Origin of the sequence: Neisseria arctica, assembly GCF_022870905.1 — a bacterium.
GTDB classification, from domain to species: Bacteria; Pseudomonadota; Gammaproteobacteria; order Burkholderiales; family Neisseriaceae; genus Neisseria; species Neisseria arctica.
On record NZ_CP091510.1, the window covers coordinates 92,254 to 118,146 of the forward strand.

27 protein-coding genes and 1 tRNA gene are annotated in these 25,893 nt (G+C 48.1%); 22 read left to right on the plus strand and 6 right to left on the minus strand.

Translation table 11 applies throughout. The annotated features are described in order from the left end of the window. The first annotated feature begins 55 nt into the window (after window positions 1–55). The 8 genes from mlaE to LVJ86_RS00415 all read left to right on the plus strand — a co-directional run bounded on the left by mlaE (window position 56) and on the right by LVJ86_RS00415 (window position 4,647). On the plus strand, window positions 56–832 hold the full coding sequence (gene mlaE, locus LVJ86_RS00380; protein WP_047760827.1) for a lipid asymmetry maintenance ABC transporter permease subunit MlaE: 777 nt from the start codon (window positions 56–58) through the stop codon (window positions 830–832). A 4-nt stretch (window positions 833–836) separates the two neighbouring features. Continuing rightward, window positions 837–1,340 carry an outer membrane lipid asymmetry maintenance protein MlaD gene (gene mlaD, locus LVJ86_RS00385; protein ID WP_047760828.1) on the plus strand — a complete coding sequence of 168 codons (504 nt, stop codon included), beginning with the start codon at window positions 837–839 and terminating at the stop codon, window positions 1,338–1,340. Window positions 1,341–1,372: 32 nt separating this feature from the next. Then, entirely contained in the window at window positions 1,373–1,975 is a 603-nt protein-coding gene (locus LVJ86_RS00390; protein WP_047760829.1) for an MlaC/ttg2D family ABC transporter substrate-binding protein, read from the plus strand. 2 nt (window positions 1,976–1,977) lie between these two features. Next, window positions 1,978–2,253 (plus strand): STAS domain-containing protein, encoded by a 276-nt coding sequence (locus tag LVJ86_RS00395; RefSeq protein ID WP_047760830.1) that lies wholly within the window; start codon window positions 1,978–1,980, stop codon window positions 2,251–2,253. Then, a complete protein-coding gene (locus tag LVJ86_RS00400) occupies window positions 2,250–3,164 on the plus strand; it encodes an MlaA family lipoprotein (RefSeq protein ID WP_082131250.1) in 915 nt (304 codons plus the stop codon). Before LVJ86_RS00395 ends, LVJ86_RS00400 begins: the two co-directional genes overlap by 4 nt. Before the next feature lie 214 nt (window positions 3,165–3,378). Beyond that, window positions 3,379–3,741: a hypothetical protein gene (locus LVJ86_RS00405; RefSeq protein WP_047760831.1), complete on the plus strand. Its 363-nt coding sequence runs from the start codon at window positions 3,379–3,381 to the stop codon at window positions 3,739–3,741. A gap of 7 nt (window positions 3,742–3,748) precedes the next feature. Further along, window positions 3,749–4,162: an acyl-CoA thioesterase gene (locus tag LVJ86_RS00410; RefSeq protein ID WP_047760832.1), complete on the plus strand. Its 414-nt coding sequence runs from the start codon at window positions 3,749–3,751 to the stop codon at window positions 4,160–4,162. After that, on the plus strand, window positions 4,159–4,647 hold the full coding sequence (locus LVJ86_RS00415; protein WP_047760833.1) for a peroxiredoxin family protein: 489 nt from the start codon (window positions 4,159–4,161) through the stop codon (window positions 4,645–4,647). The genes LVJ86_RS00410 and LVJ86_RS00415 overlap by 4 nt, the downstream gene beginning before the upstream one ends. A gap of 337 nt (window positions 4,648–4,984) precedes the next feature. Here the strand turns inward: LVJ86_RS00415 and LVJ86_RS00420 are convergent, their stop codons facing one another. Both LVJ86_RS00420 and LVJ86_RS11015 read right to left on the minus strand, forming a co-directional pair. Further along, window positions 4,985–6,301, minus strand: coding sequence for a M23 family metallopeptidase (locus LVJ86_RS00420; protein ID WP_047760834.1), 1,317 nt, complete (start codon window positions 6,299–6,301; stop codon window positions 4,985–4,987). Between the two features lie 6 nt (window positions 6,302–6,307). Beyond that, the gene (locus LVJ86_RS11015) at window positions 6,308–6,430 is read right to left on the minus strand and encodes a hypothetical protein (RefSeq protein WP_280520228.1); all 123 of its coding nucleotides are present in this window, start codon (window positions 6,428–6,430) and stop codon (window positions 6,308–6,310) included. 259 nt (window positions 6,431–6,689) lie between these two features. On the opposite strand from LVJ86_RS11015, the gene LVJ86_RS00425 reads away from it, so the two are divergent. After that, window positions 6,690–7,679, plus strand: coding sequence for a hypothetical protein (locus LVJ86_RS00425; protein WP_047760835.1), 990 nt, complete (start codon window positions 6,690–6,692; stop codon window positions 7,677–7,679). 225 nt (window positions 7,680–7,904) lie between these two features. Then, window positions 7,905–9,596, plus strand: coding sequence for a single-stranded-DNA-specific exonuclease RecJ (gene recJ, locus LVJ86_RS00430; protein ID WP_047760882.1), 1,692 nt, complete (start codon window positions 7,905–7,907; stop codon window positions 9,594–9,596). Window positions 9,597–9,677: 81 nt separating this feature from the next. Here the strand turns inward: recJ and nhaA are convergent, their stop codons facing one another. After that, entirely contained in the window at window positions 9,678–10,826 is a 1,149-nt protein-coding gene (gene nhaA, locus LVJ86_RS00435) for a Na+/H+ antiporter NhaA (protein WP_047760836.1), read from the minus strand. A gap of 658 nt (window positions 10,827–11,484) precedes the next feature. Here nhaA and LVJ86_RS00440 point away from each other — a divergent pair. From LVJ86_RS00440 to LVJ86_RS00450, 3 genes are all read left to right on the plus strand, one after another. Continuing rightward, complete coding sequence (locus LVJ86_RS00440) at window positions 11,485–12,816, plus strand: YadA-like family protein (protein ID WP_047760837.1); 1,332 nt, start codon at window positions 11,485–11,487, stop codon at window positions 12,814–12,816. 81 nt (window positions 12,817–12,897) lie between these two features. Beyond that, entirely contained in the window at window positions 12,898–13,359 is a 462-nt protein-coding gene (locus LVJ86_RS00445; RefSeq protein WP_047760838.1) for an outer membrane protein assembly factor BamE, read from the plus strand. 12 nt (window positions 13,360–13,371) lie between these two features. After that, window positions 13,372–13,785, plus strand: coding sequence for a hypothetical protein (locus LVJ86_RS00450; protein WP_047760839.1), 414 nt, complete (start codon window positions 13,372–13,374; stop codon window positions 13,783–13,785). 174 nt (window positions 13,786–13,959) lie between these two features. Here LVJ86_RS00450 and LVJ86_RS00455 read toward each other — a convergent pair whose 3' ends face one another. Both LVJ86_RS00455 and LVJ86_RS00460 read right to left on the minus strand, forming a co-directional pair. Further along, the gene (locus LVJ86_RS00455; RefSeq protein WP_047760840.1) at window positions 13,960–14,223 is read right to left on the minus strand and encodes an acyl-CoA-binding protein; all 264 of its coding nucleotides are present in this window, start codon (window positions 14,221–14,223) and stop codon (window positions 13,960–13,962) included. Between the two features lie 112 nt (window positions 14,224–14,335). Next, on the minus strand, window positions 14,336–14,803 hold the full coding sequence (locus tag LVJ86_RS00460) for a GNAT family N-acetyltransferase (RefSeq protein WP_047760841.1): 468 nt from the start codon (window positions 14,801–14,803) through the stop codon (window positions 14,336–14,338). Window positions 14,804–15,049: 246 nt separating this feature from the next. Here LVJ86_RS00460 and nhaC point away from each other — a divergent pair, with 246 nt between their 5' ends. Beyond that, window positions 15,050–16,423 carry a Na+/H+ antiporter NhaC gene (gene nhaC / locus LVJ86_RS00465; protein ID WP_047760842.1) on the plus strand — a complete coding sequence of 458 codons (1,374 nt, stop codon included), beginning with the start codon at window positions 15,050–15,052 and terminating at the stop codon, window positions 16,421–16,423. A 125-nt stretch (window positions 16,424–16,548) separates the two neighbouring features. Continuing rightward, window positions 16,549–17,598 (plus strand): metallophosphoesterase, encoded by a 1,050-nt coding sequence (locus LVJ86_RS00470; RefSeq protein ID WP_047760883.1) that lies wholly within the window; start codon window positions 16,549–16,551, stop codon window positions 17,596–17,598. A 93-nt stretch (window positions 17,599–17,691) separates the two neighbouring features. On the opposite strand, the gene udk is transcribed toward LVJ86_RS00470, so the two are convergent. Next, entirely contained in the window at window positions 17,692–18,348 is a 657-nt protein-coding gene (udk, locus tag LVJ86_RS00475; RefSeq protein WP_047760843.1) for a uridine kinase, read from the minus strand. Window positions 18,349–18,502: 154 nt separating this feature from the next. Here udk and LVJ86_RS00480 point away from each other — a divergent pair, with 154 nt between their 5' ends. The 7 genes from LVJ86_RS00480 (at window position 18,503) to LVJ86_RS00510 (ending at window position 25,791) form a co-directional block, all read left to right on the plus strand. After that, window positions 18,503–19,372: a mechanosensitive ion channel family protein gene (locus LVJ86_RS00480; protein ID WP_047760844.1), complete on the plus strand. Its 870-nt coding sequence runs from the start codon at window positions 18,503–18,505 to the stop codon at window positions 19,370–19,372. A 166-nt stretch (window positions 19,373–19,538) separates the two neighbouring features. Next, the gene (locus LVJ86_RS00485) at window positions 19,539–21,215 is read left to right on the plus strand and encodes a formate--tetrahydrofolate ligase (protein ID WP_047760845.1); all 1,677 of its coding nucleotides are present in this window, start codon (window positions 19,539–19,541) and stop codon (window positions 21,213–21,215) included. A 26-nt stretch (window positions 21,216–21,241) separates the two neighbouring features. Beyond that, window positions 21,242–21,508: a hypothetical protein gene (locus LVJ86_RS00490; RefSeq protein WP_047760846.1), complete on the plus strand. Its 267-nt coding sequence runs from the start codon at window positions 21,242–21,244 to the stop codon at window positions 21,506–21,508. Window positions 21,509–21,651: 143 nt separating this feature from the next. Next, window positions 21,652–22,551, plus strand: coding sequence for an ABC transporter ATP-binding protein (locus tag LVJ86_RS00495; protein ID WP_047760847.1), 900 nt, complete (start codon window positions 21,652–21,654; stop codon window positions 22,549–22,551). 36 nt (window positions 22,552–22,587) lie between these two features. After that, the gene (locus tag LVJ86_RS00500; protein ID WP_047760848.1) at window positions 22,588–23,343 is read left to right on the plus strand and encodes an ABC transporter permease; all 756 of its coding nucleotides are present in this window, start codon (window positions 22,588–22,590) and stop codon (window positions 23,341–23,343) included. A 174-nt stretch (window positions 23,344–23,517) separates the two neighbouring features. Beyond that, entirely contained in the window at window positions 23,518–25,563 is a 2,046-nt protein-coding gene (locus tag LVJ86_RS00505) for a M3 family metallopeptidase (RefSeq protein WP_047760849.1), read from the plus strand. Window positions 25,564–25,715: 152 nt separating this feature from the next. Beyond that, a tRNA-Lys gene (locus LVJ86_RS00510) sits at window positions 25,716–25,791 on the plus strand. The last annotated feature ends 102 nt before the right edge of the window (window positions 25,792–25,893 follow it).

Below are 25,893 nucleotides of genomic sequence, written 5' to 3' on the forward strand. Positions count from 1 at the left end.
TGCATAAATTTTTAGAAGGCCGTTTGAACAGCAACAATCCTAATTTAAGCAAAATATGAATTTTATCCAAACCATCGGACAACGCAGCCTCGGTTTTATTCAGGAATTAGGCAGTGTTTGTTTGTTTCTTCTGCAGATTTTGGCGAAATCCGGCACCGTATTGACCCGGTTCCGCCTCTCGGTTCGCCAAATGTATTTTGCCGGCGTTTTGTCCGTATTGATTATCGCCGTATCGGGCTTGTTTGTCGGCATGGTATTGGGTTTGCAGGGCTATACCCAGCTGGCCAAGTTCAAATCCGCCGATATTTTAGGCTATATGGTAGCCGCCAGCTTATTGCGTGAACTGGGGCCGGTATTGGCGGCGATTTTATTTGCCAGTAGCGCGGGTGGGGCGATGACGAGTGAAATCGGCTTGATGAAAACCACCGAACAACTCGAGGCTATGAATGTGATGGCTGTAAATCCGGTTTCACGGGTGGTTGTACCGCGCTTTTGGGCAGGTGTGGTTTCCATGCCTTTGTTAGCCTCGGTATTTAATGTGGCCGGCATTTACGGTGCTTATTTGGTCGGAGTGCAGTGGTTAGGCTTGGACAGCGGTATTTTCTGGACACAAATGCAGAACAATATCAGCTTCGGCTATGATGTACTCAACGGCCTGATCAAATCGGTGTGTTTCGGTATTGCGGTTACTTTAATTGCCGTTTATCAGGGTTTTCACTGTGTACCGACTTCCGAAGGTATCCTACGGGCCAGCACCCGTACCGTGGTTTCTTCCGCGCTGACTGTGTTGGCAATCGATTTTATTTTAACGGCATTGATGTTTACCGAGTAAAACCATGAAGAAAAGTGTTTTGGAATTTTGGGTGGGTTTGTTTGTATTGCTGGGCGTAGCCGCGGTCGGCTTTTTATCGTTTCGCGTAGCCGGCGGTAGTGCGGTTGCCGGTTCGGGGCAGACTTATACGGTTTATGCCGAATTTACCGATATCGGCGGTTTGAAAGTAAAAGCGCCGGTAAAAGCAGCGGGTGTATTGGTCGGCCGGGTCGGCAGTATTGAGCTGGATCCTCAAACTTATCAAGCCAAAGTTAGCCTGAATTTAGACAAGAAATATCCGTTCAGTACCGATGTGTCGGCCCAAATTCTGACTTCCGGACTTTTGGGCGAACAATATATCGGTTTGCTGCAGGGTGGTGATCCCGAAAACTTGGCCGATGGAGATACCATCAGCATGACCAGTTCGGCAATGGTGTTGGAAAATCTGATCGGTAAATTCATGACCAGCTTTACCGAAAAAAATGCCAAGCCGTCTGAAACCGATACAACAAACGGTGCGGCTGAATAAGCCGTTCACACACTAAACGAGAAGGAATAAAAATGAAAAAATCTGCAATTATGAGCGCCTTGGGTATCGGCGTATTGAGTATCAGCATGGCGTTTGCGACACCTCAGCAGGCTGTCAGCCAAGTGCGTAATAACGCTACCGAAGTATTGAGCATTTTGAAAAATGCCAATGGCAGTAACGATGCCAGTATCCGCAAACAGGCCGAAAACTATGCAATGCCTTACTTTGATTTCCAACGTATGACTGCGTTGGCAGTCGGTAATCCTTGGCGTCAGGCCAGCAATGCCCAAAAACAGGCGTTGACCCGCGAGTTTCAAACTTTGCTGATCCGTACCTATTCAGGCACTATGCTGAAGTTCAAAAACTCAAAAGTTACCATCAAAGATAATCCGGTTGTTAACCGCGGCGGTAAAGAAGTTATCGTCCGCGCCGAAATCGTTGCAGCAGGTGGCGGTAAACCTGTAAATATGGATTTCACCACTTATCAAAGCGGCAACCGTTACCGCGTATATAATGTGGCGGTAGAAGGTGCCAGTTTGGTAACCGTATACCGCAACCAATTCGGTGAAACAATTAAAAATAAAGGTATCGACGGCTTGATTGCAGAGTTGCGTGCCAAAAACGGCAGCCGCTAAGCATGAAAAGCGAATTGCACGACAACATTATCCGGTTAAGCGGTGATATCACGGTGAAAACTGTTGATCAAGCCGCATTCGGCCGCTTTGAGCAGCAATGCCGCCAAAGCGGCCTTGCCGGCATCGACTTGGGCAAAGTGGAAAAGGCCGATTCTGCCTGTCTGTCGCTTTTGGTTGCAGCTTTGCGCCAAAACCGTAACCTTGTTTTCCATAACCTTCCTGCTTCGGTACAAGCATTGTCCGAACTTTACGAAATCCAAGAGCAGGTTCACGCATGAAAAAATCCACCTCAACCGCTTTGGCCGTGTTGGCTCTAGCCGCAGCTCAGCCCGCGCTGGCCCAAAGCAATCCTAATGATCCGTATGAAAGCTACAACCGTTTCATGTTTAAAGTTAATGATACGGCCGATCATTACGTACTCGCTCCTGTAGCCCGCGGTTACCGCACCGTTACGCCGAAGCCTGTCCGGATGGGCGTAACCAATTTTTTTGATAATTTGCGAGATGTCGTCAGCTTTGGCAGCAATGTGTTGAGGCTTGATATCAAGCGGGCAAGTGAAGATTTGGTGCGTGTGGGTATTAATACGACTTTTGGTTTGGGCGGTTTGATTAATATTGCCGATGCGGGAGAAATACCCAACAATAAAAATACCTTGGGCGACACATTTGCCTCTTGGGGGTGGAAAAAAAGCAATTACTTCGTTTATCCGTTGATGGGGCCTTCAACTGTACGCGACAGCCTTGGTTCCACCGTGGCCGGTGTTTATTCTCCTCAAACCGCTGTATTCGATACCAATGCAGCTCGTTGGGGTGCCGTCGCACTTAATGCCGTGAATACCCGTGAGCGGATTTTGGACTTAACCGATAGTTTGGATGAAGCCGCCATTGATAAGTACAGCTATACACGCGATCTGTATATGCGGATGCGTGCCCAACAGCTAGGTGTGCCGTTACCTCAAAACGAAGAGGACAATATCGATATAGATGAGTTGGTAGACAATCCCGAATCAGCCGCATCTTCCGAATCGGATGTGCCCGTTGGTGAGCAGGTGCCGACAACTGAAAAGACCGCCGAATCCGAAGTACAATCGTGGCATGAAAGCAGTCTGATTAATGATCAACATCTGTATGGCGCGGAACAAAACGGCATCATGACCGTTTGGCAAACTGATGAGCGGTTGGCTTTTTAAAACAGCTTGTAAAATAAAGAGTATGTATAGCTAAATTACCTTATTACCAGTTGTGCAGGATGCCGTCTGAACATTTTTCAGACGGCATATTTTCATTGTAGAAATAGACGACAGATATTTATTTGACAGCCAACCGCGCAAACAGATGACGCGCCGCTGTTTTCGCATTATTATCTTATCCGTGAACAACCCGTTCTGCCTGAAGGAGACGATTATGTATGAAGTTAACCGCAGCATGTTTTTGCTGATGCCGCTGGAACCGTTCTGGAACTGGCTGCAATCTTTGCCGGATATCGACCTTTCAGATATGTCGTTGGAAACATTGCAGGCAGATGCCAATGCTTATTTGGTGAATCCCTGTGATACGGCAGAAGAAGTATGGGCGGAAATCGAAGGCCGGTTCGAGGAAATTTTTGCTGCCGAATTGGCAGATTGGTGCGAAGATGAAAGCGAGTGGCCGGATTTGCATCCCGATATTTTCAATGAATGGTTTGATATCCAGCTCTCGACTATTATTACCGATTTGTCGACCGAGCCTTTGGAGCGTGAAACCTTCCAAGCCTTTACCCTGAATTGATAATTTTATGAGCAAAGAAACCATTATCCGAGTGCGCGGCTATCATATGGACGGTTACGGCCATGTAAATAATGCCCGCTATCTGGAATTTCTAGAAGAAGCCCGTTGGGCATATTTCGAGCAACACAACCTGCTGCCGCTTTTACAGGGTGAAATGATGGTGGTGGCGCGCGTGGATATCCGTTACCGCCGCCCGTCAACGGCAGGTGATGAGTTGCGGGTAGAAAGCCGCATTATCGGATTGGAACCGCGTCAGGTATTGTTGCAGCAAAATATTGTACTGACAGACAGCGGCAAAAACGTAGTCGAAGCAGAGCTGACTTTGGTTCCGGTGAGTAGCGAAACCGGCCGGGCAACCGATATGAACGAAAATTTATTCCAAGCATTGCAAAAACTAACTGATAACCAACCACCTGTATGAAAAAAGTATTGTTTCCCCTTGTGGCGCTCATCGTAGCCGCTTTATTAGCCGTTGTATTATGGCCGAAAAACCATCCGGCCCCCACTTTTTCATTGCAAAGTTTAGAAGGAAAAACGATAAGCAATGCCGATTTGCAGGGTAAGGTAACATTAATCAATTTTTGGTATCCTTCCTGCCCGGGCTGTGTCAGCGAAATGCCCAAACTGGTGAAAACCGCGCAGGATTATGCGGGTAAAGATTTTCAGATTTTGGCTATTTCCCAACCGTTTGACCCTTTAGATAGCGTTAAAAATTATGCTGCAAGCCGCGCATTACCATTTCAAGTGATGTACGATGAGGACGGTAGCGTAGGTAAAGCTTTCGGTACTCAGGTTTATCCTACTTCTGTGTTTGTCAACAAGCGGGGCGAGGTTTTGAAGACTTTTGTCGGCGAGCCTGATTTTGCCAAGTTGTATGAGGAAATCGATCGGGAATTGGCGAAGTAGTTTTGGTGGAACTTTGCAAAATCAGGTCGGGTATATGCCCGGCCTGATTTTTTATTGTGTATGGTTTACTACTAAATATAGGCTATGAGGTTTGTTTTTCTAGGACAAGCATAGCGGAGGTAGATGATAGTTTCATCTAAATAAATGCCGTTTGAAATTTTCAGACGGCATTTTATGATGGTAAGAGGGAAATTGGTTGTGGCTTAAAACACCAAATGTTTTAAATAATAAATTGCTATTAAGGGGGAATGGGTATATTTATCAAATCAAAAAGTTTCAGACGGCTATTTATATAAATAGCCGTCTGAAACTTTTTAGGCATACCGATACAAAGGTATTAATCTACTTGGGCAACGGTTACCGGAAGGTTGCGTACGGCTGCCAAGGTATTGCTGGCTTGCTGTTGTTGTTTGCGGAAGGCTGCCATATTGATTTGATCGAGCTTCGGTGTCGGTAGGGCAACAGTGGTTGGGTTGACCGGTTGGCCGTTGATTCGGGCTTCATAGTGTAGATGAGGGCCGGTGGAACGACCGGTGCTGCCGACATAACCGATGATTTCGCCGGCGCGTACTTTGCCGCTGGCAGTAGAAAATGCGCTCATGTGGGCATAGAGGGTTTCTACGCCGTTGCTATGGCGCAAAACAACAGTATTTCCGTAACCGCCCTGCCAGCCTTTGAAGGTTAATGTGCCGTCTGCCGGAGCCTTAATGGGTGTTCCGATTGGAGCGGCATAATCAATACCGGTATGCATTCTGACGGTGCGTAATACGGGATGGAAGCGAACGCCGTAAGGTGAGGAGATGCGGCTGTAGGCTACGGGCTGTACACTGAAGTTTTCTTTTTGCTGCAGCGCCTTACCATTTTGGTCGTAGTAACTGCCGCCTTGGTCATCTTCTTGACCGAAATAATAAGCCTGATAGGTTTTACCGTCTTTCACGATTTCGGCAGCCAAAATATCGCCGGTAGCCATCTCTTGGCCGCGGAAATAAAGGCTGTTGTAAAGCAAGCGGATGGTATCGCCGCTTTTGAGCGTGTTCAGATCAAAAAGATCAGCGAAAATCTCGCTTAAAGATTCGCGCACCTCCACCGGTATGCCGACTTGTGCCATCGCTCCGCGTGCAGAAGTACGGACAATCACCGAACGCAGTGAGGGCATGCTTTCCATCGGTAGTTCCGAAGCGGATGCCTGCCATTTGCCGTTTACTTTTTCGATGGCGACGAGGTTGCGCTCGCCGTTATCGTCGTCATTGAAAAACTGGATATCGGTAACGTCGCCGGTAGAGTCCAAACGCACACTAATGGTTTGGCCTGCACGCAGCTGCTTGAGTTTGGTGTCGACAGGGCTTTTGGCCAATACTTGTTTGATGCTGGCGGCGGGTACGTTGAGGCGGTTCAATACTTCGGTGAGCGTATCTCCGGGGCGGACGGCTTCTTCCGTCCAATAACTGCCCTGATAGGTTCCGGCGTCGACGAAAACAGCCGGAAGTTCTTCCACTACACGTTCAGCTTGGTAAAGGTTGGGTCGGGGCAACGGCTCGGTTACAGCGTAGGCTGTCATGATGCCGGATACGGGTAGCAAGATGCCTAGCAGCGACCAGCGTGTTGGTTTGTTATGCCAAAAGCGGCCTAAAAGATTAATCGTTTGTTTGGTCACTAAACTCTACTTCCATATTGGGCCGACGCGCAGGCAGCAGCAATACGGGCGGCGGGTGCGGGTCGGTTGGTTATGCGGCAGCACGATTTGAGAGGTGCTGCCAAGCGGAATCGGTGCCGTATGTTTCAAACGGCAAAAGCAGCCCGATAAATGGGCGGAGACTGCTATTATGGTGGCTATTGCCTTGATTTACACAGCAGTTTTCTGTTTTTTACATGAGTAAACAGTTTACCATAAAAGCTTAAGGCTGTATCGGAACAGCTCCTCAATGAAGCCTGATCCGTTAAATTCGACCTTCAAAACCGCAAGCGGTTCAGCGGTTTTTGCATAGGTGGTTTGCGGGAATGCGCGTAAAATAACTGCTTTGTTTACCAACGGTGGATATGTGATGCATCTGACGCTTGCTCTGCCTGCTTTGTGCCGGGATGGTTTGGAAAATGCGGGTGGTTTGGATTTGCCTGCTTTAAACAGTTTGTTGCGTTTTGGCAAATTTACCGCACATTCGGCTTTGCCGTCTGAATTTTATGCGAAATATTTGTGGCGGGGCAGTTTGCTGACTGCCGCCAAACAGTCGCTCGGATTGGATGTCGGGCAAGCTGCGGTGTTTGCCTCGCCGGTATGGCAGCAGATGGGTATGCATCACATGGATATGTTGGGAGGCGGGGCTGTCGGCATTAGTGAGGCGGAATCGGCAGAATTGATTGCGGATTTGAATGCGTTTTATCAGGCAGACGGCTGGTGTTTTTACGCATTGAGGCCGGATTGGTGGTTGTTAACTTTACCGCAAGAGCCGGATTGGTGTGTGGCTCCGCTTCCGGATGCTTTGGGGCAGAATGACGGCACGGTACGGGCAGAGGGCAAGGATGCGGCCCAATGGTTGCAAATGCAAACGGAAATGCAAATGTTGTTGCATAACCATGCACTCAATAATGTGCGTGCCAGAGAAGGATTACCGGCGATAAACGGAGTGTGGCTGTGGCAGGATCTTGCAGGTGCGCTGCCGCCTGAGTATCCGCTGTTGGGAAGTGACAGTATGTGGGCGCAATTTTATCCGGGGCAGCGTTTGGATGCGCCGTATGATTTGCAGGCGTGGTTTGCATATTTAGATGAGCAACCGGTTGCTGCTTCTCATAGCGTATTGTTTTTGGACGACTTGTCTGCCATGCGGGATACGGGTGATATTTGGTCCTATCAAAACTTATTGCTTGAGTGGGAACAACGTTTTTTTGCTCCGGCTTATGCGGCTTTGCAAACAGGCCGTCTGAAAAGTTTGCAGATTGCTACTGATGGTGTGTATGGCGGTGTGTTGTCGGTCGCGGCCAAACCCGGTTGGGCGTTTTGGAAGCGTAAAAAGATATTTTCGGGGCGTTTGGATTAATTGGAGGTATGGAAGTAAGTGGAGGTATGGAAGTAAGTGGCCTTGAATGTTGGAAACTAAGGCATCAAGGTTTATTTGAAAAATATCACCGTTAATTAATTTGTAAGAATATTGTGCCGTCTGAAATCGTTTTCAGACGGCATTTTATCGTTGAGGCATTTGATGCGGTTTCGCGCTACAATAGCGGATTGCTTAAATCCGCAGTTTCAAAGTTATTTTTATTTCATGTCTGTAAAAATCCAAACCCGTTCTTATAACCCTTCAGTGTGCCAAACATTAATTGATGCCGGTGCCGATCCGTTGATGGCGCGTTTGTGCGCAGCGCGTGATGTGGTGCATCCCGATGAGTTGCACGATAAACTCAGCGGCCTACTGCCTTATCAGAGTTTGAGCCAATGCACGGCTGCCGCAGAGCGTTTGGCCGATGCTATATTGAGGCGCGAAAAAATACTGATCGTGGCCGATTATGATGCCGACGGTGCAACGGCTTGCGCTGTCGGTATCAAGGGCTTGCAAAGCATGGGGGCGGTGGTGGACTTTTTGGTGCCTAACCGTTTCGAACACGGTTACGGTTTAACACCTGAAATTGCCGAACTGGCAGCCCGGCAAGGCGCGCAATTATTATTGACGGTGGATAACGGTATTGCCAGCTGTGCCGGTGTTGCCCGCGCGCAGGCTTTGGGAATGACGGTGATTGTTACCGACCACCATCTGCCGGCCGAGGCAGTACCCGATTGCATTACCGTGAACCCCAACCAGAGAGGCTGTACGTTTGCCAGCAAGAGTTTGGCAGGGGTAGGGGTGATTTTTTATGTATTGATGGCGCTTCGTGCCGAATTACGCAGCCGCGGTGTATTTGCGGTGGGTAAAGAGCCTAATTTGGGCGAATTGCTGGACTTGGTGGCATTGGGTACGGTGGCCGATGTGGTGCCGCTCGATCACAATAACCGTATTTTGGTATCGCAAGGGCTAAAGCGGATGCGCGCCGGAAAAATGTGCCCGGGTGTGCGGGCTTTGTTTGAGGTTGCCAAGCGTGACTGGTGCAAAGCCCAGCCGTTTGATATGGGCTTTGCTTTAGGGCCGCGTATCAATGCCGCCGGAAGATTGGATGATATGTCGGTAGGTATTGCCTGTTTGTTGGCGGAAGATAGCGAAACAGCGGCGGCGTTGGCGGCACAATTAAATGATTTGAATATGGAACGCCGTGAAATAGAGCAATCGATGCTGCAAGATGCGTTAAACGGTTTTCCTGAAATTCTACCTTCCGGGCAGAGCACGTTGGTAGCCTATCGTGATGACTTTCACCAAGGTGTAGTCGGGATTGTGGCAAGCCGTTTGAAAGACCGTTTTTACCGTCCGACAATTGTGTTCGCCCCAGCAGATAACGGAGAGGTGAGAGGATCGGGACGTTCGATTCCGAAACTGCATCTGCGCGACGCTTTGGATATCGTCAGCAAGCGTTACCCTGATTTGATTTTAAAGTTCGGCGGACACGCCATGGCGGCAGGATTGAGCATCCGTTATGAAAACGTAGCTCAGTTTCAGACGGCATTCGAAAAAGTGGTGGGCGAGCTGCTCAGCGAGGATGATTTGTCGCAAACCTTTATTACCGACGGCAGTTTGCCTGCTTCGGAAATTACGTTGGCGCAGGCACAGCATCTATCGATGCAGGTATGGGGACAGGGTTTTGCGCCTCCGAGTTTTACCGATGAATTTGCCGTTGTACGCCAGCAGGCGATGGGCGTGAATCATAAAAAAGTGTGGTTACAAAAAGAAGGTTATGAATTTGAAGCCATGTTTTGGCGTTGTACCGAAGAGATTCCCGAGCGTATCCGTACCGTGTACCGTCCGGTAGCGAATGAATGGCGTAACCAAATCGAATTGCAACTTTATATTGATTATTGGGAAGCCGCATAATTTGCTGTTTATACCGCATTCAATATAAAAAACGCCGTCTGAATATTTTCAGACGGCGTTTTTTATATGAGGCTTGAATCTTTATGATTTGGCCGGTTTGTTGCCGCAGCACATCAGCACGATGTAGCCGAGCAAACCGGAAACGGCAGAACCCAAGAACACACCGACCTTGCTGAAGTCTTGCAATTGTTGGCTTTCAAAGGCCAACAAGCCGATAAATAGACTCATGGTAAAACCGATACCGCACAGCAATGCCACGCCGTAAACCTGCATCCAAGTCGCACCTTCGGGTAATTTGGCCCAGCCGAGTTTGTTCAACAGCCAAACCGTACCGAAAATACCCAACTGTTTACCGATGAGCAAACCTAAAGCGATACCCAGTACTACGGGCTCGATTAGTACTGAAGCACTGAAACCTGCAAACGATACGCCTGCATTGGCAAAGCCAAACAGCGGCACAACCAAGAAAGATACCCAATTTTGCAAGCCGTGTTCCCACTTCAATAGTGGGGCTTCTTCGATACTGTCGTATATGCGTAGTGGAATGGTAAAGGCCAGCAATACTCCGGCTAAGGTCGCATGGATACCTGATTTTAGGATAAAGAACCACAGCAAAATACCCAGTAGCAGGTAGGGAGTGGTTTTTAAAACACCTTTCAAATTCAAGGCTGTCAATATTGCCAGTGTTACTGCGCCCAGTACCAAATACATCAGCGACAAATCGGCGGTATAAAACAGAGCGATGATCACAATGGCTGCCAAATCATCCATGATGGCCAATGCTGTTAGGAATATTTTCAACGATACAGGTACGCGCTTGCCTAAAAGTGCCAAAACACCTAAGGCAAAAGCAATATCCGTAGCTGCGGGAATCGCCCAACCGTTTGCCGCTTCTCCGCTGCCTGCATTGAATGCCAAATAAATCAGTGCAGGTACTGCCAAACCACCCATTGCCGCCAAGCCGGGCAACAGTCGTTTGCTGTTATTGTCCAGCTCGCCTTGTAAAAGCTCACGCTTTACTTCTAAACCGACATACAAAAAGAATACAGCCATTACGGCATCATTAATCCAATGTAAAACGCTTAAGCCTGCCACATAGCTTTCCAATACACCGAAATATACTGCTGCAGCCGGAGAGTTGGCAGCAATAATGCCCAGTAATGCCGCTACCATCAGCGTAATACCGGCAGCAGGCTCAGATTGGAAGAAGTGGACGAGTTTCTGCTTCATCTATTTTTATCTCTTTCTTGGTTGTTTGATTTTTAAAGATAATAACAGAAGATACTGAATTTTAAAAACGATTGGTATGAAAATATGGATTTTTGTCGGATTTTCTATTAAAGATGATAGCGGTAATATAGATCTTTAATATACCAAATTAATAATATACATTATATTAAATTCAATAATTAATTGCTTATATGATACATATTTTCATGGCATAAGTTTTCCGTTTATGTTTTAATGATGTCGGAATAAATATATTATTCTGGTTATTATTTAAATTTAAATTCCAATTAAAATGGTTTATTTGGAATTTAAATTTATTTTTTAGATATTAATCAGATAGTAAATAAATAAAATATTATCTTAGATACTTTAATTACTAGAATAATTACTTTATTGTTTTGATGCTCTTTGCTAATTTGAGCAGAAATAAAAACCATCACTTAATCACTGAATCACAGGGAAGAATGCGGCTACTGTTTTTTTAATTCAATTTAAAAATAGTAGCTGCTTTTATCGTGATCGGATGATACCGCCTGACGGCAGTCAGTAAGTTGAATGAGCTTACAAGACTTAAATACTTAAATAATGAAGTGGTTTTATTATCGTTACGAGGTTGGCATCTGAAATTGCATTATTTATCAACAATAAGGAAAGTATTATGTATTCAAAGCATATTTCTTCTACTTCATTGCGGGCTATCCATCGTAAAGAATTAGCAGTAATCTTGGCTGCCCTTTTTGCCGTTCCTTCGGCAGCAATGGCGGCCGGGGCAGAACAATATTTCAGCGTGTATAGCACCAACAGTAACGTTGAGTCACATGCCAACGCTACGGGCAATTATTCAGTGGCGGCCGGTACATGGTCAACTGCTTCTGGTCTTGCCGGTGTTGCGGTAGGCTCCCAGTCTTCTGCTACTAAAGAATCTACTATTGCTATCGGCGCACAAGCAAAGGCAACCGCTGTTTCGGCAACAGCAGTAGGCGAGCAGGCTAATGCATCTGGGGCAACTGCTACTGCCGTTGGCCGTCAAAGCACTGCAAGCGGTGGACAAAGCCTTGCAGCCGGTTCCGAATCTAAAGCTACAGGTCAACTCTCCACAGCCTTGGGAACTAATTCCCAGGCTTCTGGTAATCAATCAATTGCAGTTGGTGTGGCCACTCAAGCTGATTCGGATAATGCAACAGCCGTCGGGAATCAATCTAAAGCTACCGGTAAATCTGCATTGAGCCTGGGTTCTGCTTCTTCTGCTACCGGTGCTGTTTCAACTGCTGTGGGCTCTGAAGCCACGGCGTTAAACGGAGCTGATACTGCATTAGGTCGTAAAGCGACTGCCAGAGGTGGGCAAAGTACTGCTGTAGGTTCTGCTGCAGAGGCGAGCGGTGTTATGTCACTCAGCGCTGGCGCCGGTTCGAAAGCAACCGCTTCCCAAGCTGTTGCTTTGGGCCGTGGAGCAGTAGCAGACCAAGCAAGCTCCATTGCTTTGGGTTCGGCTTCTGAAACTGCGCCGGTAGTGCGTACTACCAGTGCTACGGTGAATGGTATTACATACAGTGGTTTTGCAGCTACAGCACCTAACTCTACCGTAAGCGTAGGCAAGGTAGGTGCCGAGCGTACCGTAACCAATGTGGCGGCAGGTCGCATCACGGCTGACAGCACTGATGCTATTAACGGCAGCCAGTTGTATTTGGTCGCGAACCAAGTGGGCAATAATGCAGCAAATATTAATCAAATCAACAACCGCATCGACGATATGGATGACGATTTGCGTGCCGGTATTGCCGGAGCAACTGCAATTGCATTCCTGCAACGCCCGAACGAAGCTGGCAAAAGCATGGTATCTGTAGGTGTCGGCGGTTATCGCGGTGAGCAGGCATTGGCTGTCGGTTACGCGCGTAATTCAGACAACAATAAATGGTCTACCAAAGCGGGTGTAGGCATCAACACCCAGCGCCACCTAAACTGGGGTGGCAGCGTTGGTTACCAGTGGTAAAACCGTAAAAGGCAGGCCATTTGATGCTGGTATTTTCAGACGGCCTGACGACACCGAATAAAGAAATTTAAGGATAAAATAATGAAACTGATTAAATTGATGCTACCTTTGGTTGCTGCTGCTACTTTGGCAGCCTGCGGAAATTTGAGCCATGTAAGCCGTGAAGGTACCACCGATAATCCCGTATGGCCTAGCCCTGAGAAAACCACTTTCCGTCATAACGGTACTCAAAATGGTTCTTGGCCGAATTGGGATAATGTGCGGATGATTGAATCGGGTATGAATAAAGACCAAATTTACGAATTGATCGGCCGTCCGCACTTCAAGGAGGGTTTGTACGGTGTGCACGAATGGGACTACCTATTCAACTATCGTGAAAACGGTGAGCATAAAACCTGCCAATACAAAATTTTGTTCGATAAAGACATGAATGCCCGTTCGTTCTTCTGGCTGCCTGAAGGTTGCGGTCCGAAACCTAAAGAAACGGTGCGTGAAGTTATCGTTCGTGAAATAGAAACTTCATCAAAACCGATCCGTCAATAAATAGGAAGGTTAATGTTGAAAAAAGCATTGTGGTTGATGCTATTAAGCCTGGGCGTTAGTGCCCGGGCTTTTGGTATTGAACAGCCGGCTTCAGGCGTGGTGGTAGATACCGGCCGGGCCGAGCTGTGTATGAAAGGGCAGTGCTATCCCGTGTTGGTCGGTGCAGCTACTCCCAAAGGTGATTTTCCTCTGCAATTAATACGAACCACCCGTAAAGGTTACGGGGGAGATGTATTGAAGTTTAAAGAAACAGAGAAATTTATTTTTGCGATACATCGTGTTTGGACGGGTAAACCGTCTGAGCGCAGGATGGAGCGGATTGTTTCTCCGAATGCTGAGGATCGTAAAATGACGAACGGCTGTATCAACGTAACAAGTGATGTATATGAGCTGCTAAAGGCTTATAAAAAAGTTACCATACGATAGTTCAGTACATAAAAAACAGGGCTTTGGGCCCTGTTTCTGTTTTGGTACGGTAGGCATCATCAATATACTAGTAGTGTATTGTTTTTGAAGTTTTTTAATTGGTTTAACAAGAAAAGCACAATACCGATAGTACTGTGCTTTGTGGGTAGAGTATAAGCAGAGATACGCTTGATTTTATTCTTCGTTGAGCAAACGTTCCACTTCTGCAATATAGCCTTTCATAGCATCTTCGGAAGACATTCCTTGCAGATTGCTCCAAGCTTCGTATTTCTTTTTAGCCACCAGATCGAACATGCCGGGTTTGTCGCCCTTCACATCACCTTCGGTAGCTTGTTTATAAAGCGAATAGAGTTTAAGCAGGGTAGCATTGTCGGGGCGTTCGGCCAAGCTGACGACATCGGCTTGGGCTTGTTCGAATTGTTGTTTCAAATCGCTCATGGCGTGGCTCCTGTTGTTGGTTGCTGCATGTTAAACATTGATACTTTTAGGCTTTGTATCATGTTTTCAGACGGCTCGGAAGTATTTTGATGGAGTGATTATTCGACTGTTGTCAAAGTTGCAGATACATGCGGTAGTTGATCAGTACCTCATTTTCCCGGGCAATATGGTTTTCACGGAGATTGACAAAACCGTGGCGTTGGAAAAATGGTAAGGCGGCTTTGGAAACATCCGCATACAGCTTGCCGCAACCTTCTTGTAGGGCCATTGTCGCAGCATGTTTGAGCATTACCGAAGCAATACCTTGTTGCTGGTGGTGAGGGTGGACATATAAGCAGTTGAGATAGCCGCCGGGCAGATATTCGAGCAAACCGACAGCCATACCGTCGCGTTCCGCCAATACGGGACGGGTGCGCGGTATACGTATTTTCCAAAACGGAGAAGTGCCGGCATCCCTTGTCCATGCGGCCTTTTCAGCTTCGGTATAGAGGCGCGGATCCACGGCATGGACGGCACAGTTGTAAATATCGGCTAATACGGCGGCATCGTTGAGGGTGGCGGTACGGAGTTTGACATTCATGGGTATTCCCTTAAGCGGATTTTCTCTGTGTGTGGTACGCCGAGTGTATTTTCAATTATCTTAAAAACAAACGGTATCTGGATTCAATCAGGGTTGCCGGGCAATAGGGCGGTGACCAGACGGTATATAGCCGGCTGAAGTACCGAAATGCAGAGAAACAGTGTAATCGTGTACAATAATAATGTTAAGTTTCTGCAAAGTGAAAATTTTAAAATAAAAACTGTTGTAAGGCAGTATAGGAAGATCATGAAACAATCTTTACAAAATTTGAAGCCGCTTGAAGCACTTTGGGTCGCGGTGTTGGTGATCTCGGTAGTCGGCGTAACCATGATAGGATTTGGTTGGATGCCGCATCTATCGATTATTTTGGTGTTGTGCGGCTTGATGGTTTATGGCCGTATCCGCGGTATCCGCTTCCAAGACATGCAACAGCAGATGGCTGCGGGCGTGATGTCGGGCATCGGTGCGATTTACCTGTTTTTCTTTATCGGGCTGTTGGTGTCCGCATTGATGATGGCGGGTACGATTCCGACTATTATGTATTACGGTTTCGACTTGATTTCTCCCCGTTATTATTATCTTTCGGCATTTCTGCTGACTTCGATAGTAGGCATTGCTATCGGCAGCAGTTTAACGACCTGCGCCACCTTGGGCGTGGCGTTTATCGGTATGAGCCAGGCATTCCAAGCTGATCCGGCGATTGCGGCGGGAGCGATTGTATCGGGTGCGTTTTTCGGCGATAAAATGTCGCCGCTTTCCGATACCACCGGTATTGCCGCATCGATTGTCGGTATTGACTTGTTTGAACATATCCGCAATATGATGTATACCACCGTGCCGGCATTTGCATTAACCGCTCTGTTTTTATGGCTGCTGGCCGGCAATACGGGCGGCAGTATTGACAGTATTACCTCCATTCAAAACCAATTGCAGCAAAGTGGTTTGGTACATTGGTATTCGTTGCTGCCTTTGGCGGTATTGTTGGTTTTGGCACTGCGTAAAGTAGGCGCGATTTATACGATTATGACCACCATTGCCGTCGCACTACCTTTAACTTATCTGCATAGCAAGCCGGGAGTAGGAGAGTTGGGCAACTGGTTTTTCAACGGTTATACACCTGCGGTAGATTTGGGCGACGTGGGCCGTTTGATTTCCCGCGGCGGTATCAGCAGTATGTTTTTCACTCAAACCATCGTAGTATTGGCTTTGAGTATGGGGGGTTTGCTGGCGGCATTGGGCGTATTACCCGCTTTGCTTGATGGTATCCGCCATTTGCTCCATAGTGCGGGCCGTGTAACTTTTGCCGCCGCTTCTACCGCTTTGGGCGTGAATATTTTGGTAGGCGAACAATATCTCAGCCTGCTGCTGGCCGGTGAAACCTTCAAGTCTGTTTACGACAAGCTCAATTTACATCCGCGCAATTTGTCGCGTACTTTGGAGGACGCGGGTACGGTGATTAACCCGCTGGTACCCTGGAGTGTGTGCGGTGTGTTTATCAGCCATGCTTTGGGCGTGCCGGTATTGGATTATTTGCCGTATGCGTTTTTCTGCTACTTATGCTTGTTATTGACTTTATTATTCGGTTTCAGCGGCATTACGCTTAGCCGTAAAGAAAATTGATGCAAGGCCGTCTGAAAAAACAAGTTTCAGACGGCCTCTTTAAACAGATTTGTTCACAATACGCCAAAATTTGGAAGAGAATTTTCCGGCAGATATACCTGGATTTTTATGTAAGGGAGACGCGTATGACTTACCAATACCGCCAACGCTTGCCCGATACACCGTTAGATATTATCGGTGATGTGCACGGCGAGGCTGATGCTTTGTTTGCCTTGCTGGATCATCTCGGCTATCGGGCAGACGGCAGCCATCCCGAAGGGCGGCGCTTGGTTTTTGTGGGCGACTTGTGCGACCGCGGCCCCGACAGCCCGCGTGTATTGGCTTGGTTCAAACAGGCACATGATGCAGGGTTTGCCTATATGGTGTTGGGTAATCATGAGCTCAATGCTTTGGTGGGCGACCCTAAAGACGGTTCGGGTTGGTATTTTGATGCCCGCCGTGAAAAAGATGATGTCCTATACGCACCGTGGCGAGTATTGCCCGAAGCCGAAAAGCCGGAATTGGCGGCATGGCTGGCACAGCAGCCGCTGGTGTTGGAACGGGAAGACTTGCGTATCGTACATGCGGCATGGCTGCCTGAAAGTATGGAAAGGCTGGAGGCCGCCGGAGGTGAGGATTTACGCACCCAGTACCGCCGCTATGATACCGAGTTGAATAATATCTTGGCTCAAGCTCCTTGGTACGGCGACTATTTGGCAGAACAGCAATGCTATGCCGAAGCCTGCGAAAATCCCGAAAAGCTACCGCCGCCGATGCCTGCAACGGCAGCTTACGAATTACAACGCAGCCGTCTTCACCCGATACGCGCGCTTACCAGTGGTGTAGAAGAACCGGCGAAGGCGCCGTTTTATGCCAGCGGACGTTGGCGTTTTACCGCGCGTTGTGCTTGGTGGCAAAACTATCACGAAGAAACACCGGTGGTAATTGGTCATTATTGGCGGCATTGGTATCCGAAAGCTCCCGATCCGCACCGTGAAAATCTGATGCCGTCTGAAAACAATGCTTGGCACGGTGTCCGCGGTAATGTGTACTGTATCGATTATTCAGTCGGTGCGCGCTGGCGAGACCGTAAAAACGGCACTGCGGCGGCAGACTCTGTATTCCGGCTTGCCGCACTGAGGTGGCCCGAGAAAACTTTGGTGTTTGATAACGGTGAAACCGCTCCCACACGTTAGCCACTAATGCCCATGCGGAAAACCGCTATATTTGAAATAAAAGGCCGTCTGAAAACCTTATTTCAGACGGCCTTTTATTTATTTTGCTTGGCTTTAGGGCAGCGAACCGTTGGTTTCGGTGCCTGTCATACGTTGTTGCAGAATAACGGCGATTTTTGCCATCAACACATCAATGGCGACATTATTTTGTTCGTCGCACGGAATAATAATATTGGCGTAACGTTTGGTCGGCTCAACGAATTGGTTGTGCATGGGGCGTACTTGGTTGATGTATTGGCCGACAACCGAGTCGATGGAACGCCCCCGCTCGACACAGTCGCGCTGCATACGGCGGATAAAGCGCAAATCGGCGTCGGTATCCACATAGATTTTAATATCCATCAGGCTGCGGATTTTTTCATCATAAAGAGACAAAATGCCCTCTAAAATAATCACATCTACCGGCGGTTGATGCTTGGTGTGGGCGGCACGGTTGTCGGCGGCGTAGTCGTATTGAGGCAACTCTACCGCTTTACGCTCGAGAAGTTGCATCAGTTGGCTGTAAAGTAAATCGTTGTCGAACGCGCAAGGATGGTCGTAATTCTGACGGCGGCGCACTTCGGGCGAGAGGTGCGATTGGTCGTTGTAGTAATAATCTTGTTCGATAATGGTGATCGGGTGGCCGCTGAAACGTTGGTAAAGTGCGCGGGAGACCGTGGTTTTGCCCGAGCCTGAACCGCCGGCGATGCCGATAATAATAGGTTTGTTCATAATAACAATACAGGGATAGGTGAAACGGAAATCCGCAGCGACTGCATAGGCCGTCTGAAAACGGGAGCGGTTTATCTGCCGCGGCAAATACGTTAGTATAACGGCTTTACAGGCAGATAGTCAGCCTGTTCTCGGGCTGTTTACGGGGGAATTTATGATAACGTGGGAAAAAACAGGCCGCTTGCTTTCCGATTTACTTATGCACAGCGAACTGATGCAGTCGCTGTTGTTAATCGTGGGTGTGTTGCTGGTACGCGCGGTAGTGGTGCATACCCATTTCCGCCGCCATCCCGAAATGGGTATCGAAGACAAACGCCGCTGGGTAGTGGTGAGCCGTAATTTGACGCTGATTTTATGTATTATCGGCCTGATAGGCGTGTGGGCGGCACAGATACAAACCTTGGCACTTTCTATGTTGGCGGTGGCCGCCGCCATCGTGTTGGCGACCAAAGAGCTGATTATGTGTTTGTTGGGCAGCTTGTTACGGGCCTTTACCAAACAATATTCGGTGGGTGATTATATCGAAGTGGGCGGCTTGCGCGGGCGGGTGGTTGATATTAACTTGCTTAATACTCTAATGATGCAAATCGGGCCGCATCCCTTGGTGGGGCAGCTTTCCGGTAAAACCGTATCGTTTCCCAACAGTTTACTGCTGTCACAACCGGTACAGCGCGATAATGTGTTGGGTGCATATGTGATTCATACGTTTGAGCTGCCTGTGCCGCTGAATCTGGATCCAGAGGCCGTTTCCCAGCCGATAACCGTTTCATTACAAAAAATGTGCGCGCCGTTTATTGAAAATGTCGAGCGGCATTTGGAGCAGGTGCAAACCCAAAAACTTTTCATCACGCCGGCCGCCCATCCGCGCATTACCTATGTTCCGCACGATGATAAAGTCTATCATCTGGTGGTACGCTTTGCCTGCCCGTTGCATAAGCGGCTGGAGATCCAACAAAATATTATTGACGAGTTTATGCGCGTACAACACGGTTTGATCAATTCGGATCACAACCGACCACTTTAGTATGACCATAAATCCGCTCTTAAAAACATGCCGTCTGAACAATTTTCAGACGGCATGTTTTTAATTGATTTAGTACAAAAAGCGGTATGGTTGGTAAAGAAAGTGGCAAAATCAACGTTATAATCATTCGATAATATTCAATAAGCCTGAACTTAAGGAGAAACTCATGGCGTTTAAAACAGATGCCGAGATTGCCCGTTCCGCCCAAATGCGCCCGATTGGCGAAATTGCCGCCGCTCTGGGTTTGCAGGCCGAACAATTCGAACCCTATGGCCGTTACAAGGCCAAAATAGATCCGCAGCATATTTTTTCACTGCCGCCTAAAAAAGGCCGTTTGATTTTGGTAACTGCCATCAATCCTACGCCAGCAGGAGAGGGTAAAACCACCGTTACCATTGGCTTGGCAGATGCGCTCAACCGTTTGGGCAAACAAGCTGTTGTCGCCATGCGCGAACCTTCGCTCGGACCGGTATTCGGTATCAAAGGAGGCGCGGCAGGCGGTGGTTATGCCCAAGTATTGCCAATGGAAGACATCAACCTGCATTTCACGGGTGATTTCCACGCTATTGGTGCTGCCAACAACTTGTTGGCAGCTATGCTCGACAACCATATCTATCAGGGCAATGCTCTGGATATCGACCCCAAGCGTGTATTGTGGCGGCGTGCTGTCGACATGAACGACCGCCAGTTACGGAATATTATCGGCGGTATGGGTAAGCCGACTGATGGGGTGATCCGCCCGGACGGATTCGATATTACGGTTGCTTCCGAAGTGATGGCGGTATTCTGCTTGGCCCGTGATTTGGCGGATTTGAAAAACCGTTTGGGTAATATTTTGGTAGCTTATACCAAAAGCGGCGAGGCGGTTTATGCCCGTGATTTGAAAGCTCACGGTGCGATGGCTGCTCTGTTGAAAGACGCATTAAAGCCGAATTTGGTACAAACCATCGAAGGTACGCCTGCTTTGGTACACGGCGGCCCGTTTGCCAATATTGCTCACGGCTGTAATTCGGTTATCGCTACCCGTGCGGCGTGCCATTTGGGTGATTATGTGGTAACCGAAGCGGGTTTCGGTGCCGATTTGGGTGCGGAAAAATTCTGCGATATCAAGTGCCGATTGGCAGGGCTGGTTCCTGATGCCACAGTCATTGTGGCAACCGTACGCGCTTTGAAATACAACGGCGGCGTTGAGCGTGCCAAGCTGGGCGAGGAAAATTTAGAGGCATTGGGACAAGGTATGCCCAACCTGCTGAAACACATCCGCAACCTGAAAGAAGTTTTCGGCCTGCCTGTCGTCGTGGCTTTAAACCGTTTTGTTTCCGATACCGAAGCAGAATTGGATTTGATTCGGCAGGCATGTGCCGAACATGGCGTATCGGTGGCTTTAACCGAAGTGTGGGAAAAAGGCGGTGCAGGTGGTGCTGATTTGGCTGAGGCGGTGTTGGCTGCTATTGCTTCGCAGCCCAAAGATTTCCGCTTTGCCTATGATGTTGAAGAACCGATTACCGATAAGATTCGTGCTATTGCACAAAAAATATATGGTGCGGCAGATGTTGATTTCAGCAGCGAAGCTTTGGCGGAAATAGAGAATCTGAAAAAGCTTGGTTTGGACAAGTTGCCTGTTTGCATGGCGAAAACGCAATATTCCCTCAGCGATGATCCCAAACGCTTGGGTGCGCCCGAGGGTTTCCGTATCCATGTCCGCAGTATCGGCGTGTCGGCAGGTGCGGGTTTTATCGTTGCCTTATGCGGCAATATGATGAAAATGCCTGGTTTGCCCAAAGTGCCTGCCGCCGAAAATATCGATGTGGATGCCGAAGGTAACATTCAGGGCTTGTTTTAAACGGCGGATGATTGGGTAGAAAAGCGATGAATGCCGCATTAATCAATGTCGAAGGGTTTGCTTTTATCCGTGCTGTGGTCGGATGGCTGCTGTTGGCGGCAATCAGCAGGCAAACTTGTAGGCAGGGTAGCTTTTTTCATGCTTATCCGCACATATTGGCTTTGTTTTCTACATTGGTTTGTATCAGTTTGATCAGAAATCCGCCGGTTTCCGAGATTGGGTTGTTCGGCGTATTTTTACTGTGTGCCGCTGCTTTGGTAGTAGGTTTTGTGCTTTCGTTGTTGCGGAAATAGTCTGATGATTTGTGAGAGGCCGTCTGAAACAGCACCGTAAAGGTGCTGTTTTTATTACGAGCAAGGTTTGAAAAAAGGTTTATAATATCAAGCAAAGCTGATTTCAGTGCTGCCTCGGGCAGCTTTTATATTTTAGGAACATTATGTCTGCCGCACTTGCTATCGATCATGCCGTCAAAACCTACCGTAATGGTTTTACTGCGCTTAAAGGTGTCAGTTTCGAGGTGGAAGAGGGTGAGTTTTTTGCCTTGTTGGGGCCTAACGGTGCCGGAAAAACCACTTTGATTTCCGCGATGGCGGGGTTGAACCGTCTGACTTCCGGAAGTATCCGAGTGATGGGGCATGACGTGGTGAAAGACGCGTATGCCGCCCGTATGAATTTGGGCGTAGTGCCGCAAGAGCTGGTGTTTGATCCTTTTTTCAGCGTGCGTGAAGCCTTGAAGTTCCAATCGGGTTACTTTGGATTGAAAAACAATGCTGCGTGGATAGACGAAGTGATTGAAAGCCTTGGCTTGGCAGATAAAGCCAATACCAATACTCGCAATCTTTCAGGCGGCATGAAGCGGCGGGTGATGGTCGCACAGGCTTTGGTACACCGTCCGCCCGTTATCGTATTGGACGAACCGACGGCCGGTGTAGATGTGGAGCTGCGACAAAGCCTGTGGGCGTTTATCCAAAGCCTGAATCGTCAAGGTCATACCATCATCCTGACTACCCATTACCTTGAAGAGGCGCAAAGCCTGTGTAGCCGTATCGCAATGATGAAACAGGGCGAATTGGTTGCTTTAGACGCTACGGAAAATTTATTGCATGCCGAAAAAGGCATACGCGTCGAGTTGTTGTTAAACGGCAGCCTGCCGGAGAATCTGCACCAATGGTTGGCCGGTACGGGGAAAGATGGCGTAGTGCCGCTTAAGCTGGATGATTACGAGCAGCTCGCTTTCGTGTTGCAAACTTTGAAATATGCCGGTATCGAAGTGAAACATATGGCATTGCCCGAAACCGATTTGGAAGACATTTTCGTGCAAATGATGCACAAATAAAGCCATATTACTCAAAAGTAAAAGGATTGCTCGGCCATGATAGGCTTTTATACCCTGTTTAAAAAAGAAGTTTTGCGTTTTTGGAAAGTAGGTTTCCAAACCTTGGCTGCACCGATGATTACCGCGCTACTGTATCAGCTGATTTTTTCCCATGCCGTCGGCAAATCGGTTGAGGTGCTGCCGGATGTATCATACAACGCCTTTCTGATTCCGGGTTTGGCGATGATGAGTATGACGCAAAACGCATTTGCCAACTCATCCAGTAGTCTGATCCAATCGCGTATTACAGGCAATTTGGTATTTATCCTGCTTCCTCCGCTTTCAGTGAGCGCATTCTTTTCGGCTTATGTGGGCGCAGCAGTGGTGCGCGGCGTGCTGGTCGGTTTGGGAGTGTTGGCCGCTACCGCCTGGTTCGGATTGCCATTGCCGCATAATATTTTATGGATTATCGCTTTTGCCTTACTCGGTTGTGCATTGATGGGAACGCTCGGTTTGTTGGCTGGCATCATAGCCGAAAAATTCGACCAGCTTGCCGCATTCCAAAATTTCCTGATTATGCCGCTTACATTCTTATCGGGTGTGTTTTATTCGATTAACAGTCTGCCGCCTTTTTGGCGGAGCCTTAGCCATTTAAATCCCGTGTTTTATATGATAGATGGCTTCCGTTACGGATTTTTCGGCGTAAGCGACACTTCGCCGTGGCTTTCTTTGGCCGTGGTCGGCGGCTTTACCGTGGCAGTGGCTGCGGGCGTATTGATGGTATTGAAATCAGGGTGGAAATTGCGCAACTAAACCAATTTTTTTGAAGGCCGTCTGAATTTTTCAGACGGCCTTTTCAGTAAGCGGCAGGCTGCCGTAGAAAATGTTTCATACCGCTGCCGCTTTATATTCCGATATTTGCCCTTATAATTTGAGAATCATTCTTTCAGACGTCAAGGCCGTCTGAACATATCTAGAGGAAACCGCATGAGCAACGTATTACTGAATCTGGCCGACGAGCCGCGTTACGATCAAATCCAAACCGCTGATATTCGCCCTGCAATGGAAACCGCGATGGCCGAGGCCAGAAGCGAAATCGCCGCCGTAAAAGCACAAACCGACATCACATGGAACAATACCGTTGAACGCTTGACCGATATTACCGAGCGGGTAGGCCGCATTTGGGGCGTGGTCGCTCATTTGAATTCGGTTGTCGATACGCCCGAGTTGCGTCAGGTGTACAACGAGCTTATGCCCGAAGTGACTGTGTTTTTTACCGAAATCAGCCAAGATATAGAGCTTTACGAGCGCTTCAAAACCATCAAAAACAGCCCTGAATTTGTATGCTTGGATGCAGCGCAACAAACCAAGCTCAATCACGATTTGCGCGATTTTATTTTGAGCGGTGCAGAGCTGCCTCCCGCCGAGCAGGCAGAGTTTGCCGCCTTGCAAACAGAGGGTGCGCAATTGGCTGCTAAATTTTCACAAAACGTACTTGATGCCACCGATGCCTTCGCCCTGTATTTCGAAGACGACAGCGAGCTGGGCGGTTTGACTGAAGAAGCTTTAGCCATGTTTGCCGCCGCCGCTCAAGCCGAGGGTAAAACCGGCTATAAGATCGGCCTGCAAATGCCGCATTACATTGCCGTGATGCAGTATGCCGATAACCGCAGTTTGCGCGAACAGATCTACCGTGCTTATGTAACCCGTGCCAGCGAATTGGGTGATGCGGTATACGACAATACCGAAAATATCAACCGACGCTTGGCACTGGCTTTGAAAGAGGCGCAATTATTGGGCTACCGTAATTATGCCGAGCTTTCATTAGCCACCAAAATGGCCGATACCCCAGAGCAAGTATTAGCCTTTTTGCGCGACTTGGCTGCCCGTGCCAAACCGTTTGCACAAAAAGACTTGGCTGAGCTAACCGAGTTCGCCCGAGAAAAATTGGGTATTGCCGATCCGCAGGCTTGGGACCTGACTTACGCCAGTGAGAAACTACGTCAGGCTAAATATGCTTTTAGTGAAACTGAGGTGAAAAAATACTTTCCCGTCGGCAAAGTATTGGCCGGACTTTTTGCCCGTATCAACCACCTCTACGGCGTTAATCTGATTGAAAAAACCGTTCCGGTATGGCATCCCGATGTGCGCTATTTTGAATTGGAAAAAGGCGGTTCGATTATCGGCGGCGTTTATATGGACTTGTACGCCCGCGAAGGTAAGCGTGGCGGTGCATGGATGAATGATTATCGGGGCCGACGCCGTTTTCCGGCAGGTGATAAGGCCGGACAAACCCAAACGCCGATTGCTTATTTGGTATGCAACTTCACGCCGCCCGTAGGCGGTAAAGAAGCCCGCCTGTCGCATGACGAAATCATCACCCTGTTCCATGAAACCGGCCACGGTTTGCATCATCTGCTTACCCAGGTTGATGAATTGGGCGTGAGCGGCATCAACGGCGTTGAATGGGATGCAGTGGAGTTGCCGAGCCAATTTATGGAAAACTTCGTGTGGGAATATGAAGTGTTGGCCGATATGTCGGCTCACGAAAGCAGCGGTGAGGTATTGCCGCGCAGCTTGTTCGACAAAATGGTTGCGGCTAAAAATTTCCAACGCGGAATGTTTATGGTTCGTCAGATGGAGTTTGCCTTGTTTGATATGCTGATTTACAGCGAAACCGAGGCAGGCCGTCTGAAACAATGGCAGCAAGTATTACAAAACGTGCGTAAAGAAGTTGCCGTGGTGCAACCGCCTGAATACAACCGCTTTGCCCACAGCTTCGGCCATATTTTTGCAGGTGGTTATGCTGCTGGTTATTACAGTTATTCATGGGCCGAAGTATTGAGTGCGGATGCTTATGCGGCTTTTGAAGAAAGCGATGATATTAAAGCTACCGGCAAACGTTTCTGGATGGAAATTCTTGCCGTGGGCGGTTCGCGCAGTGCGATGGAATCCTTTAAAGCATTCCGTGGCCGCGAACCTCGAATCGATGCACTATTGCGCCACAGCGGATTTGATAGCGAAGCCGCCTAAGTAGCTTGATGAATCAGGCCGTCTGAAAAGTATTCATTCCTTTCAGACGGTCTGTATTTTATTTGCGGCGGGTTTACGTTTAAAAATACAGAAAATAAAATACAGAAAAAGTGTTGACAGCTAAAAAAGGTTTCTGTATTATACGCGTCTTCGGGTCGTTAGCTCAGCTGGCAGAGCAGCGGACTTTTAATCCGTTGGTCGAAGGTTCGAATCCTTCACGACCCACCAGTTTTCAAAAAACCTAAACAGAGATGTTTAGGTTTTTTATTTTTAGATAAATTCATATTTTTATTTATGGGTTTTAGAATGTAAAAAAGCCAAGCATTTGCT